This is a genomic window from Pseudogulbenkiania sp. AW2-16, assembly GCF_056824575.1.
This window is the reverse complement of record NZ_CP157668.1, coordinates 1,272,509-1,285,239: the sequence shown is the minus strand read 5'-3', so window position 1 is coordinate 1,285,239 and position 12,731 is coordinate 1,272,509. Positions and strand designations below refer to the sequence as shown.

11 protein-coding genes, 2 rRNA genes and 1 pseudogene are annotated in these 12,731 nt (G+C 61.9%); 12 read left to right on the top strand and 2 right to left on the bottom strand.

Annotation, left to right across the window (positions count from 1 at the left end):
- Positions 1 to 6 precede the first annotated feature (6 nt).
- The 12 genes and pseudogenes from dapD (at position 7) to murA (ending at position 9,193) form a co-directional block, all read left to right on the top strand.
- Positions 7 to 828, top strand: a complete 822-nt coding sequence (gene dapD, locus ABKF58_RS06140; RefSeq protein ID WP_041703658.1) for a 2,3,4,5-tetrahydropyridine-2,6-dicarboxylate N-succinyltransferase — start codon at positions 7 to 9, stop codon at positions 826 to 828.
- A gap of 214 nt (positions 829 to 1,042) precedes the next feature.
- A complete protein-coding gene (locus ABKF58_RS06135) occupies positions 1,043 to 1,864 on the top strand; it encodes an ABC transporter ATP-binding protein (protein WP_482583825.1) in 822 nt (273 codons plus the stop codon).
- The gene (mlaE, locus tag ABKF58_RS06130; RefSeq protein WP_008955906.1) at positions 1,857 to 2,642 is read left to right on the top strand and encodes a lipid asymmetry maintenance ABC transporter permease subunit MlaE; all 786 of its coding nucleotides are present in this window, start codon (positions 1,857 to 1,859) and stop codon (positions 2,640 to 2,642) included. Before ABKF58_RS06135 ends, mlaE begins: the two co-directional genes overlap by 8 nt.
- A 13-nt stretch (positions 2,643 to 2,655) precedes the next feature.
- Positions 2,656 to 3,156, top strand: a complete 501-nt coding sequence (gene mlaD / locus ABKF58_RS06125) for an outer membrane lipid asymmetry maintenance protein MlaD (protein WP_008955907.1) — start codon at positions 2,656 to 2,658, stop codon at positions 3,154 to 3,156.
- 52 nt (positions 3,157 to 3,208) lie between these two features.
- Entirely contained in the window at positions 3,209 to 3,826 is a 618-nt protein-coding gene (locus ABKF58_RS06120; protein ID WP_482583824.1) for an MlaC/ttg2D family ABC transporter substrate-binding protein, read from the top strand.
- Entirely contained in the window at positions 3,826 to 4,128 is a 303-nt protein-coding gene (locus ABKF58_RS06115) for an STAS domain-containing protein (protein WP_482583823.1), read from the top strand. The genes ABKF58_RS06120 and ABKF58_RS06115 overlap by 1 nt, the downstream gene beginning before the upstream one ends.
- Positions 4,125 to 4,877 carry an MlaA family lipoprotein gene (locus ABKF58_RS06110; protein WP_294867572.1) on the top strand — a complete coding sequence of 251 codons (753 nt, stop codon included), beginning with the start codon at positions 4,125 to 4,127 and terminating at the stop codon, positions 4,875 to 4,877. The genes ABKF58_RS06115 and ABKF58_RS06110 overlap by 4 nt, the downstream gene beginning before the upstream one ends.
- Positions 4,878 to 5,059: 182 nt before the next feature.
- On the top strand, positions 5,060 to 5,707 hold the full coding sequence (locus ABKF58_RS06105; RefSeq protein WP_482583821.1) for a TetR family transcriptional regulator: 648 nt from the start codon (positions 5,060 to 5,062) through the stop codon (positions 5,705 to 5,707).
- A 43-nt stretch (positions 5,708 to 5,750) separates the two neighbouring features.
- Positions 5,751 to 6,644, top strand: a pseudogene (locus tag ABKF58_RS06100) (ABC transporter ATP-binding protein); the annotation flags it as partial.
- A 7-nt stretch (positions 6,645 to 6,651) separates the two neighbouring features.
- The gene (locus tag ABKF58_RS06095; protein ID WP_294867568.1) at positions 6,652 to 7,407 is read left to right on the top strand and encodes an ABC transporter permease; all 756 of its coding nucleotides are present in this window, start codon (positions 6,652 to 6,654) and stop codon (positions 7,405 to 7,407) included.
- A gap of 24 nt (positions 7,408 to 7,431) precedes the next feature.
- Positions 7,432 to 7,680 carry a BolA family protein gene (locus ABKF58_RS06090; protein ID WP_008955914.1) on the top strand — a complete coding sequence of 83 codons (249 nt, stop codon included), beginning with the start codon at positions 7,432 to 7,434 and terminating at the stop codon, positions 7,678 to 7,680.
- 259 nt (positions 7,681 to 7,939) lie between these two features.
- Positions 7,940 to 9,193: a UDP-N-acetylglucosamine 1-carboxyvinyltransferase gene (gene murA / locus ABKF58_RS06085; protein WP_482583819.1), complete on the top strand. Its 1,254-nt coding sequence runs from the start codon at positions 7,940 to 7,942 to the stop codon at positions 9,191 to 9,193.
- Positions 9,194 to 9,420: 227 nt separating this feature from the next.
- Here murA and rrf read toward each other — a convergent pair.
- Together rrf and ABKF58_RS06075 are read right to left on the bottom strand one after the other, a co-directional pair.
- Positions 9,421 to 9,534 (bottom strand): 5S ribosomal RNA (rrf, locus tag ABKF58_RS06080).
- A gap of 118 nt (positions 9,535 to 9,652) precedes the next feature.
- A 23S ribosomal RNA gene (locus tag ABKF58_RS06075) occupies positions 9,653 to 12,543 on the bottom strand.
- Positions 12,544 to 12,731: the final 188 nt, after the last annotated feature.

The window sequence follows — 12,731 nt, the reverse complement described above, 5'->3', positions numbered from 1 at the left end:
AACCACATGCACCCGATCCAGACCCTGATCGAAGACGCGTTCGAAAAGCGCGCCGAGATCACCCCCGCCACCGTTTCCGCCGAACTGAAGGCCGCCATCGGCCAGGTCATCGACGAACTGGACGCCGGCCGCCTGCGCGTCGCCGAGAAGATCGACGGCGACTGGGTCGTCAACCAGTGGGTGAAGAAGGCCGTGCTGCTGTCGTTCCGCATCCGCGACAACGCCGTGCTGGACGACGGCGTGTCGCGCTACTTCGACAAGGTCGACACCAAGTTCGCCGACTGGAACCAGGAGCGCTTCCAGCAGGCCGGCTTCCGCGTGGTGCCGGGCGCCGTGGCGCGCAAGGGCTCGTTCATCGCCAAGAACACCGTGCTGATGCCGTCCTACGTCAACATCGGCGCCTACGTCGATGAAGGCACCATGGTCGACACCTGGGCAACCGTCGGCTCCTGCGCCCAGATCGGCAAGAACGTGCACCTCTCCGGCGGCGTCGGCATCGGCGGCGTGCTCGAGCCGCTGCAAGCCAACCCGACCATCATCGAAGACAACTGCTTCATCGGCGCCCGTTCCGAAGTGGTCGAAGGTGTCATCGTCGGCGAAGGCTCGGTGATCTCGATGGGCGTCTACATCGGCCAGTCCACCAAGATCTACGACCGCGAAACCGGCGAAGTCAGCTACGGCCGCATTCCGCCGGGCTCGGTGGTGGTGTCCGGCAACCTGCCCTCCAAGGACGGCAGCCACAGCCTGTACTGCGCCGTGATCGTGAAGAAGGTCGACGCCCAGACCCGCAGCAAGACCAGCATCAACGACCTGCTGCGCGGCGTCTGAGCCGGACCGCACCTGACAGACAGCCCGGTTCCGCCGGGCTGTTTTGTTTCCCCAGGTGGCCCGAAACCCCCGAAACCGTTGTGTGCACCGCAACAGAACAGACTGTTCCATCGGTCGGATTTGGCGCGCCCAGCACAACAGGATAAAATCCGTCAATCGCCCGCCAAGGGCTCATACGCTCTTGCTTCCTGATAAAGACGCAACCGGAACCTCCGTGTCCCAAGACGATTCATTCATCGAATTCAGGCAGGTCAGCTTCGGCTACAACGACCGACCGGTCCTGAAAGACATCAATCTGCGCATTCCGCGCGGCAAGCTGGTCGCCATCATGGGCGGCAGCGGCAGCGGCAAAACCACGCTGCTGCGCCTGATCTCCGGCCAATACCGCGCCCAGCGAGGCGAAGTGCTGGTCGACGGCCAGAACGTGGCCACCATGAACGCGCGCGAGCTCCACGCCCACCGCCGCCGCATGGGCATGCTGTTCCAGTTCGGCGCCCTGTTCACCGATCTGTCGGTGCACGACAACGTGGCGTTTCCGCTGCGCGAACATACCCGGCTTCCGGAGTCGATGATCGCCGACCTGGTGACGATGAAGCTCAACGCCGTCGGCCTGCGCGGCACCCAGGCACTGATGCCGGCCGAGCTGTCCGGCGGCATGGCGCGCCGCGTCGCCCTGGCCCGCGCCATCGCGCTCGACCCCGAAATCATGCTCTACGACGAACCGTTCACCGGGCTCGACCCGATCTCGCTCGGCGTCATCGCGCTGCTGATCAAGAAACTCAACGACGCGCTCGGCACCAGCGCGGTGATGGTCACCCATGACGTGCACAAGTCGCTGGAGATCGTCGACCACGTCTACTTCGTCGCCAACGGCAGCATCGTCGCTGAAGGCACGCCGGAAGAAGTCCGCGCCTCCGACTCGCCGTGGGTACACCAGTTCGTGCACGGCGAGGCCGATGGCCCGGTGCATTTCGCCTACCCGGCCCAGCGCAGCCTGGCCGACGACCTGGGCCTGAGCGGAGTCCGCCATGTTTGAAACCCTCACCGCCCCGTTGCGCCACCTCGGCCACGTCACCATCAACGCCATCTGGCGACTCGGTTTCGCCAGCCGCTTCCTGCTGGCCATCCTGCTGCAATCCGGGCAGAGCTTCCGCCGCCTCAACCTGACCATCCGCGAAGTGTACTTCGCCGGCGTGCTGTCGCTGATCATCATCGTGGTCTCCGGCCTGTTCGTCGGCATGGTGCTGGGCCTGCAGGGCTACAACACGCTGTCGCGCTTCGGCTCGGCCGATGCGCTGGGCGCGCTGGTGGCGCTGTCGCTGCTGCGCGAACTGGGCCCGGTGCTGGCGGCACTGCTGTTCGCCAGCCGCTCGGGCAGCGCGATGACCGCCGAAATCGGCCTGATGAAGGCCACCGAGCAGCTCGACGCCATGAGCGTGATGGCGGTCAACCCGATCGCCCGCGTGGTGGCGCCGCGCTTCTGGGCCGGCGTGATCTCGATGCCGGTGCTGGCCGCGCTGTTCAACGTCACCGGCATCTTCGGCGGCTATTTCGTCGGCGTGCAGCTGATCGGGCTCGACGAAGGCACCTTCTGGTCGCAGATGCAAAACTCGGTGGACCTGCACAACGATGTCATCAACGGCCTGATCAAGAGCCTGTTCTTCGGCATCGCCGTCACCCTGATTGCCGTTTTCGAAGGCTACGACGCCACGCCGACCGCGGCCGGCGTCTCCTCGGCCACCACGCGCACCGTGGTCACCTCCGCCCTGGTGATCCTGGCGCTGGACTTCGTGCTGACCGCCTTCATGTTCTAGGAAAAGAAACCGAATGAAACGCACGACGATTGATTTATGGGTCGGCATTTTTGTCGCCATCGGCATTGCCGCCGTCACCTTCCTCTCGCTCAAGGTTGCCAACCTGACCCCGCAGAGCGCCGAAGCCAGCTACCCGCTGTACGCCGAGTTCGACAACATCGGCGGCCTCAAGGTCAAGGCGCCGGTGAAGTCTTCCGGCGTCGTAGTCGGCCGCGTCGCCAGCATCGAGCTCGACACCCAGCGCTACCTGGCCAAGGTGACGCTGTCGCTGGACAAACGCTACCAGTTCAGCCGCGATACCAGCGCCGAAATCCTTACCTCCGGCCTGCTCGGCGAGCAGTACATCGGCCTGGTGCAGGGCGGCGACCCGGACAATCTGAAGCCCGGCGAACGCATCGACCTGACCTCGTCGGCGCTGGTGCTGGAGCAGCTGATCGGCAAATTCATGCTGAACTTTGCCGAAAAAGGCGCTGCCAAAGAAGGAAGCCCCGCCGGTAGCAGTGGCGCGCAGTAAGGCCGCCCCTCCCTCCGGCTTACCCATGACCTGTCATAAAGCGTGAACAATCATGAAAAAACTGCTCGTTAGCCTGGCCATGCTGCTGGGCCTGTCCGTTCCGGCACTGGCCGCCGACTCCCCGGTCGACATGGTGCGCGGCACCTCGCGCGAAGTGCTCGACCTGATCAAGCAGGACGACGGCAAGAACACCGCCAAGATCCGCGACCAGGTGGAAAAGCTGGTGCTGCCGAAGTTCGACTTCCAGCGCATGACGGCGCTCGCGGTCGGCCGCGGCTGGCGTGAAGCCAACCCTCAGCAGCAGACCGAATTGACGCAACAATTCCAGAGCCTGCTGTCGCGCACCTACTCCTCCACCATGACGCGCTTCAAGAACGCCCAGGTCGACGTCAAGCCGAACGCCGTGTTCGCCAACGACGGCCGCGAAGCCACGGTGAAGTCGGAAGTGACACTGCCCAGCAACGGCGAGAAGAAGCCGGTGGCGATCGACTACACGCTGTACAAGACGGCGCAGGGCTGGAAGGTCTATAACGTCAGCGTCGAGGGCGCCAGTCTGGTCACGGTGTACCGCAACCAGTTCAACGAAGAGATCCGCAAGAACGGCATCGACGGCCTGATCAAGGTGCTGCGCAACAAGAACGACAACCTGGCCAAAGGCACGGGGGCGTAATGAACGATACGGCCGCTTCCAGCCGGCTGCAGCTGTCCGGCCGGATCGACATGGACTCCGCTGCGGCCCAGCTGGTCCAGCTCAAGCGCCAGCTGAACGGCAGCGCGGCACAGGAAATCGACCTGTCCGGTGTCACCGCGTCCGACTCGGCGGCGCTGGCACTGCTGCTGGAGCTGGTGCGGCACGGTCGGCAAGGCGGTCGCGTCTTGCGCATCGGCACCCTGCCCCCCACGCTGGCGAGCCTGGCCCGCCTCTACGGACTCGACGAACTGCTGCAAGGCCCTTCCGGAAATCTGTCATGAAAACCGCTCACCTGCTGTTGCTGAGCATCGCGTTGGCCGGTTGCGCCAACCCCCACGAACCGCTCGACCCACTCGAGCCGATGAACCGCGCCGTCTACCGCTTCAACGACACTGCCGACCGCGCCGTGGTGAAACCGGTGGCCGAGGGCTACCGCACCGTCACGCCGCGCCCGCTGCGCATCGCGGTCGGCAACTTCTTCGACAACATCCGCGATGCCTACAGCGCCGTCAACAACGCCCTGCGCGCCGATGCACAGAAGACCACCAACGACGTGATGCGGGTGGCGCTCAACTCCACCTTCGGCCTGTTCGGCCTGATCGACATCGCCACCCCGGCCGGCCTCGCCAACAACAAGACCACGCTCGGCGATACCTTCGCCAGCTGGGGCTGGAAGAACAGCAGCTACCTGGTGCTGCCGCTCCTGGGACCCTCCACCGTGCGCGACGGCCTGGGCACCGCCGCCACGTACACCGCCAGTCCCGAACCGGGCGTGGTGTTCCAGACCCACACCCAACTGGCCGCCGGCGCCGTACTCGATGGCGTGAACACGCGCGCGCGCCTGCTTGGCCTCGAGAAAACCGTGGACGAAGCGGCCCTCGACCCCTACTCCTACATACGCGATGCCTACCTGCAGCTACGCGCCAAGCAGGTCGGTGCCGATCTGCCGAAGGCGCCGTCCGATGACGAAAATCTCGACATCGACCAGCTGATGGCGCCGACCCCCGCCGAGGCCTCGGCCCCGCTGTAAACCCGCCACACCGGGCTTCGGCCAACCTGCCGACGGCGGCGGCGCTGACGCGTCTCGCCGCCACGAGCCTCGATGCCCCTCAGTCATGCCGTACGGCTAAAGCGCGGCGTTTCTCTTATAACCAGTAGGCTAATCGCCGGCCGGCCGTTAAACTCGGCGGTTGTATCAAACCACCGAGCACCATGGCACGTCGCACCCGAGAAGAAGCCGAGCAAACCCGCTGTCGCATCCTGGATACCGCCGAGGCGCTGTTCAGCACGCATGGCGTTTCCCGTACCACCCTGGCGACCATCGCCAGCGCCGCCGGCCTCACCCGGGGTGCCGTCTACTGGCATTTCGAGAACAAGCTCGACCTGTACCGTGCCATGCTCGACCGCATCATCCCCAACTTCGACACTCACCTCGGCGAACTCAAGGCCGGTGCCGCGCACAACCCGGCGGCGGCCTTGTGGAGATTCAGCAACAGCCTGCTGCGCTCGGTCACCCTCGACGCCCGCCTGCAACGGGTACTGCAGGTGATCTTCCTGCGCACCGAGCATGTCGACGAGCTGGCCCCGGTGCAGGACGAATGCATTGCCAAGATGCGCGAGGCCCACTCCACCCTGACCCAGATCCTGCTGGCCGCACAAGTTCGGGGCCAGCTGCAGCCCCTGGTGCAGCCGGTGATGGCGGCACAGTCGCTGCAGGCGCTGCACGACGGCCTGTTGCGCATCTGGCTGGCCGACGCGCAACGCTTCGACCTCGCACGCGATACCCCGGCGTTGTTGTCCTGCCTCTATGCAGGACTGTTCAAGCCCGAGGTACTGGAACAACTTTCCCTCCTCCCCTAAGCCGGCAGTATAATTGTTACCTTTTACCCGATCCCCAGCCACCATGGTCCCGGCCATCGACATTTCCGCGGTCAGCAGACGCTTCGGCCAACTGCTGGCCCTCGACAACGTCAGCTTCCGCGTCGAACCCGGCGAATTCTTCGCCCTGCTCGGCCCCAACGGCGCCGGCAAAACCACGCTCATTTCCGCCATGGCGGGCCTGACGCGCCCGGATAGCGGCACCATCCGCATCATGGGTCACGACGTGGTCAGCGACTACAAGGCGGCGCGTCAGAGCCTGGGGGTGGTTCCTCAGGAACTGGTGTTCGACCCCTTCCTGACGGTGCGCGAGACGTTGCGCTTCCAGTCCGGCTACTTCGGCCTGACGCGTAACGACGCCTGGCTCGACGAGCTGCTGTTCAAGCTCGGCCTCTCCGACAAGGCCGACGTCAACATGCGCGCGCTGTCCGGCGGCATGAAGCGGCGCGTGATGGTGGCCCAGGCGCTGGTGCACCGCCCGCCGGTGATCGTGCTGGACGAGCCCACCGCCGGCGTCGACGTCGAGCTGCGCCAGAGCCTGTGGAGCTTCGTGCAGGAACTCAACCATGCCGGCCATACCATCGTGCTCACCACGCACTACCTGGAAGAGGCCGAGGCCCTGTGCAACCGCATCGCGATGCTGAAGAAGGGCCGTCTGGTCGCACTGGAAACCAAGGACAAGCTGCTCGCACGCAGCAACGAGCGCGACGTCGCCCTGAAGCTGTCGTCCGACTTGCCGGCGAGCCTGGAGGCGCTGCGGCTGCGCCAGGAAGACGGCCGCCACATCCTGCGCCTGCCCGAACTCGGCGCGCTGGAGGGCGTGCTGGCCACGCTGCGCCAGGCTAGCGTCGAGGTGCGCGAACTGAGCATGATCGAGGTCGATCTGGAAGACGTCTTCGTACACACGATGCAAGGGGGGCCAACTGATGCAGGGCTTCCTCACCCTGTTCCGCAAGGAACTCGTCCGCTTCTGGAAGGTCTCCTTCCAGACCGTGGCGGCGCCGGTGCTCACCGCGCTGCTGTATCAGCTGATTTTCGCCCACGTGCTGTCGAAGCACGTCGAAGCCTACCCTGGGGTGAGCTACAGCGCCTTCCTGATCCCCGGCCTGGCGATGATGTCGATGGCGCAGAATGCCTTCGCCAACAGCTCGTCCAGCCTGATCCAGTCCAAGATCACCGGCAACATCGTGTTCCTGCTGCTGCCGCCGCTGACCGCGCTGGAGTTCTTCGCCGCCTACCTGCTGGCCGCGGTGGTGCGCGGGCTCGCCGTGGGCGCCGGCGTCCTGCTGGTGACGTCCTGGTTCGGTCTCGGCCTGCCCACGCACCCGCTGTGGGTGCTGATCTTCGCCCTGCTGGGCTCGGCGGTCCTCGGCACCTTGGGCGTCATCGCCGGCATCTGGGCCGAGAAGTTCGACCAGCTGGCGGCGTTCCAGAATTTTTTGATCATGCCGCTCACCTTCCTGTCCGGGGTGTTCTACTCGATCCACAGCCTGCCGGGTTTCTGGCGTGCCGCATCGCACGTCAACCCGGTGTTCTACATGATCGACGGCTTCCGCTACGGCTTCTTCGGCCAGGCCGACATCAGCCCCTGGCTGTCGCTCGGCGTGGTCGGCGCCAGTTTCATTTTGCTGTCCGCTCTGGCATTGTGGCTGCTTCATCGTGGCTACAAGCTCAGACACTAGGATAGTTCGCAAGGATCACACAGCATGGCTACTACCGAACAAGTCAAACAGTACATCGCCGCCGGCCTCGACTGCACCCATCTCGAGGTGGAAGGCGACGGCCACCACTTCTACGCCGTCGTGGTATCGGAGGCCTTTGCCGGCAAACGCCTGATCGACCGGCATCGCCTGGTCAAGGAAGTGATCAAGGAACAGTTGCAAAGCAACGAGATCCACGCGCTCTCCATCGTCAAGGCGCAGACGCCGGAAGAGTGGGCGAAACAGCAAGGCTAGCACCTGGCTGCAGCCGTGCCCGCCGCATTGGCGGCACCACACCGCAGGGCGTCTCTCGCGCCGCCCTGCGGTCACAGCTTAACGAGGCGCGACATCGCCGTGCGGTGGTGTCGCCTCCCCCAAGGCCAAGCTGCCGCTTGCCATCCGTGGCGCTACCCGCTTGGCCAATGACTGACTCTGACCTGCGCGACCACGCCAAGCCAGCCCAAGCAGGCCACTTGGCGCAGCTCGCATGCAGGTTCACCACAGGCTCTAACTCATGGACAAACTGCTCATCCGCGGCAACGGCCCGCTCAACGGCGAAATCCGCGTCTCGGGCGCCAAGAACGCCGCCCTGCCCATCCTGTGCGCTAGCCTGCTGACCGCCGACACGCTCAGGCTCAGCAACGTACCGATGCTGCGCGACGTCTCCACCACCCAGAAGCTGCTGCAGGGCATGGGCGCGCGCGTCATGACCGACAACGTGCACGAAGTCGAGATTACCGGCGCCGGCATCAACAACCTGGTCGCCCCCTACGAGCTGGTCAAGACCATGCGCGCCTCCATCCTGGTGCTTGGCCCGACGCTGGCACGCTTCGGCGAGGCCACCGTCAGCCTGCCGGGCGGCTGCGCCATCGGCAGCCGTCCGATCGAACAACACATCAAGGGCCTGGTCGCGATGGGTGCCGACGTCACCATCGAACACGGCTACGTCAAGGCCACGGCGAAGCGCCTGCGCGGCGCGCGCGTGGTGATGGACATGGTCACCGTGACCGGCACCGAGAACCTGCTGATGGCCGCGGCGCTGGCCGACGGCACCACGATCCTGGAAAATGCCGCGCGCGAGCCGGAAGTCACCGACCTCGCCCTGTGCCTGAACAAGATGGGTGCCCGCATCAGCGGCATCGGTAGCGACCGCCTGGTGATCGAAGGCGTCGAAGCGTTGCATGGCGCCGATCACGCCATCATGCCGGACCGCATCGAGGCCGGCACCTTCCTGGTCGCCGCCGCCGCCACGCAGGGCCACGTCGTGCTGCGTAACGCCGCGCCGCTCACCATGGACGCCATCCTCGACAAATTGGTCGAAGCCGGCGCCGTGGTCGAAGCCGGCGACGACTGGATCTCGCTCGACATGAAGCGCCGTCCCAAGTCGGTCAACCTGCGCACGCTGCCCTACCCGGCGTTCCCTACCGACATGCAGGCCCAGTTCATGACCCTCAACGCCATCGCCGACGGCGCCGCGATGATGACCGAGACCATCTTCGAGAACCGCTTCATGCACGTGCCGGAACTCAACCGCATGGGCGCCAAGATCGATATCGAGGGCAACACCGCCGTGGTCAAGGGCGTCGAGCGCCTGTCCGGCGCCACCGTCATGGCGACCGACCTGCGCGCCTCCGCCAGCTTGGTGATCGCCGGCCTGGTCGCTGACGGCGAAACCGTGGTCGACCGCATCTACCACCTCGATCGCGGCTACGAACACATCGAACAGAAACTCAACGGCGTCGGCGCCCAGATCGAGCGCATCAGCTGATCGCCAAACCCCATGCACGACCACACCCCGCCAGGCACAGCCAGCGGGGTATTTTTTTAACAAAGCCACGCAACGCTTCGGCCAACCTCGCCTGCAGCCGCAGCTCAATCCGGCCTGTTTCTTTACTTACCTGTGGAGAATGAAGAGAGATGGACGCGGTGGAGGATGCATTCTGCCGGCGCAAAGCAGAAAGCCCAGCTCGGATGAGCTGGGCTTTCTTGAGGGGAGTCTGGCGGTGTCCTACTTTCACACGGCAATGCCGCACTATCATCGGCGCTAAGGCGTTTCACGGTCCTGTTCGGGATGGGAAGGGGTGGGACCACCTCGCTAAGGCCGCCAGACATAAACTGTCAACAAACTGGAAGAAGCCTGGAAGCCTCTCAGCTTCCATTTCGAATTGGGTAATCGATTGTACGTCGCACACTCTATTCACCGCGTGGCCCAAGCCACTCAAATGATAGGATCAAGCCTCACGAGCAATTAGTATCGGTTAGCTTCACGCCTCACAGCGCTTCCACACCCGACCTATCAACGTCCTGGTCTCGAACGACTCTTCAGGAGGGTCAAGCCCTCAGGGAAGTCTCATCTTCAGGCGAGTTTCCCGCTTAGATGCTTTCAGCGGTTATCTCTTCCGAACTTAGCTACCCGGCAATGCCACTGGCGTGACAACCGGTACACCAGAGGTTCGTCCACTCCGGTCCTCTCGTACTAGGAGCAGCCCCCGTCAAACTTCCAACGCCCACTGCAGATAGGGACCAAACTGTCTCACGACGTTTTGAACCCAGCTCACGTACCACTTTAAATGGCGAACAGCCATACCCTTGGGACCGGCTACAGCCCCAGGATGTGATGAGCCGACATCGAGGTGCCAAACTCCGCCGTCGATGTGAACTCTTGGGCGGAATCAGCCTGTTATCCCCGGAGTACCTTTTATCCGTTGAGCGATGGCCCTTCCATTCAGAACCACCGGATCACTATGTCCTGCTTTCGCACCTGCTCGACTTGTCGGTCTCGCAGTTAAGCCACCTTATGCCATTGCACTATCAGCACGATTTCCGACCGTACCTAGGTGACCTTCGAACTCCTCCGTTACACTTTGGGAGGAGACCGCCCCAGTCAAACTGCCTACCATGCACTGTCCCCGATCCGGATCACGGACCAAGGTTAGAACCTCAAACACACCAGGGTGGTATTTCAAGGACGGCTCCACCAGAACTAGCGTCCTGGTTTCATAGCCTCCCACCTATCCTACACAAGTCTGTTCAAAGTCCAATGCAAAGCTACAGTAAAGGTTCACGGGGTCTTTCCGTCTAGCAGCGGGGAGATTGCATCTTCACAAACATTTCAACTTCGCTGAGTCTCAGGAGGAGACAGTGTGGCCATCGTTACGCCATTCGTGCGGGTCGGAACTTACCCGACAAGGAATTTCGCTACCTTAGGACCGTTATAGTTACGGCCGCCGTTTACCGGGGCTTCGATCAAGAGCTTGCACCCCATCACTTAACCTTCCGGCACCGGGCAGGCGTCACACCGTATACGTCCACTTTCGTGTTGGCACAGTGCTGTGTTTTTGATAAACAGTCGCAGCCACCGATTCTCTGCGACCTCTCGAGGCTTCGAACGCGAGGTCCTACACCTTAAGAGGCATACCTTCTCCCGAAGTTACGGTATCAATTTGCCGAGTTCCTTCTCCTGAGTTCTCTCAAGCGCCTTAGAATTTTCATCCTGCCCACCTGTGTCGGTTTGCGGTACGGTTCTCGTATAGCTGAAGCTTAGTGGCTTTTCCTGGAAGCGTGGTATCAGTCACTTCGGTTCCGTAGAACCTCGTTATCACGTCTCGGTGTTAACAAAGGAGCGGATTTGCCTACTCCTTCCACCTACCGGCTTGAACCAGGGCATCCAACACCTGGCTGACCTAACCTTCTCCGTCCCCACATCGCACTATACGAAAGTACGGGAATATTGACCCGTTTCCCATCGACTACGCTTTTCAGCCTCGCCTTAGGGGCCGACTCACCCTACGCCGATGAACGTTGCGTAGGAAACCTTGGGCTTTCGGCGAGCGGGCTTTTCACCCGCTTTATCGCTACTCATGTCAGCATTCGCACTTCTGATATCTCCAGCATGCCTTACGACACACCTTCACAGACCTACAGAACGCTCCCCTACCATCTGCACCTACGTGCAAATCCGCGGCTTCGGTTATCAGTTTGAGCCCCGTTACATCTTCCGCGCAGGACGACTCGACCAGTGAGCTATTACGCTTTCTTTAAATGATGGCTGCTTCTAAGCCAACATCCTGGCTGTCTAGGCCTTCCCACTTCGTTTACCACTTAACTGATCATTTGGGACCTTAGCCGGCGGTCTGGGTTGTTTCCCTCTTGACGATGGACGTTAGCACCCACCGTCTGTCTCCCATGCTCGCACTTTCCGGTATTCAGAGTTTGCCATGGTTTGGTAAATCGCAATGACCCCCTAGCCATAACAGTGCTTTACCCCCGGAAGTGATACATGAGGCACTACCTAAATAGTTTTCGGGGAGAACCAGCTATCTCCGAGTTTGTTTAGCCTTTCACCCCTATCCACAGCTCATCCCCTAGTTTTGCAACACTAGTGGGTTCGGACCTCCAGTGCGTGTTACCGCACCTTCATCCTGGCCATGGATAGATCACTCGGTTTCGGGTCTACGCCCAGCAACTAAAGCGCCCTATTCGGACTCGGTTTCCCTACGCCTCCCCTATTCGGTTAAGCTCGCTACTGAACGTAAGTCGCTGACCCATTATACAAAAGGTACGCAGTCACCCCTTGCGAGGCTCCCACTGTTTGTATGCATCCGGTTTCAGGTTCTATTTCACTCCCCTCCCGGGGTTCTTTTCGCCTTTCCCTCACGGTACTGGTTCACTATCGGTCGATCACGAGTATTTAGCCTTGGAGGATGGTCCCCCCATCTTCAGACAGGATTTCGCGTGTCCCGCCCTACTTCTCGTACGCCTAGTCCTTGGAATGCGTTTTCGTGTACGGGGCTATCACCCACTATGGCGGCCATTTCCAGGGCCTTCCACTAACACAATCCATAACACGTACAGGCTGTTCCGCGTTCGCTCGCCACTACTGACGGAATCTCGGTTGATTTCTATTCCTGCGGGTACTTAGATGTTTCAGTTCTCCGCGTTCGCTCTACCTTGCCTATGTGTTCAGCAAGGAGTACCTATTGCTAGGTGGGTTTCCCCATTCGGATATCTCCGGATCATCGCTCTATTGCCAGCTCCCCGAAGCTTTTCGCAGGCTTACACGTCCTTCATCGCCTGTGATCGCCAAGGCATCCACCAGATGCACTTAGTCGCTTGACCCTATCATTTCAGTGACCTGGGAGTCCCTTGCGGTTCTCTCAAGCACGTCCACGACAGTGAATGTTTGTGCGACGTACCACACCGCCCCTTTTGATATGGCGACATGGCACAGATACAATCAAATTACCCAAAGTCAGCAAGTCACTCGATGAAGAGTTAACTTCATCTCATTTCTCGCCGTCTTGTTA

Excerpts from the sequence above, each read along its gene's own strand:
- murA (WP_482583819.1), top strand. The coding sequence starts at position 7,940 with ATGGACAAACTGCTCATCCGCGGCAACGGCCCGCTCAACGGCGAAATC.
- mlaD (WP_008955907.1), top strand. The coding sequence starts at position 2,656 with ATGAAACGCACGACGATTGATTTATGGGTCGGCATTTTTGTCGCCATC.
- ABKF58_RS06120 (WP_482583824.1), top strand. The coding sequence starts at position 3,209 with ATGAAAAAACTGCTCGTTAGCCTGGCCATGCTGCTGGGCCTGTCCGTT.
- dapD (WP_041703658.1), top strand. The coding sequence starts at position 7 with ATGCACCCGATCCAGACCCTGATCGAAGACGCGTTCGAAAAGCGCGCC.
- ABKF58_RS06105 (WP_482583821.1), top strand. The coding sequence starts at position 5,060 with ATGGCACGTCGCACCCGAGAAGAAGCCGAGCAAACCCGCTGTCGCATC.
- ABKF58_RS06110 (WP_294867572.1), top strand. The coding sequence starts at position 4,125 with ATGAAAACCGCTCACCTGCTGTTGCTGAGCATCGCGTTGGCCGGTTGC.
- ABKF58_RS06115 (WP_482583823.1), top strand. The coding sequence starts at position 3,826 with ATGAACGATACGGCCGCTTCCAGCCGGCTGCAGCTGTCCGGCCGGATC.
- mlaE (WP_008955906.1), top strand. The coding sequence starts at position 1,857 with ATGTTTGAAACCCTCACCGCCCCGTTGCGCCACCTCGGCCACGTCACC.
- ABKF58_RS06090 (WP_008955914.1), top strand. The coding sequence starts at position 7,432 with ATGGCTACTACCGAACAAGTCAAACAGTACATCGCCGCCGGCCTCGAC.
- ABKF58_RS06095 (WP_294867568.1), top strand. The coding sequence starts at position 6,652 with ATGCAGGGCTTCCTCACCCTGTTCCGCAAGGAACTCGTCCGCTTCTGG.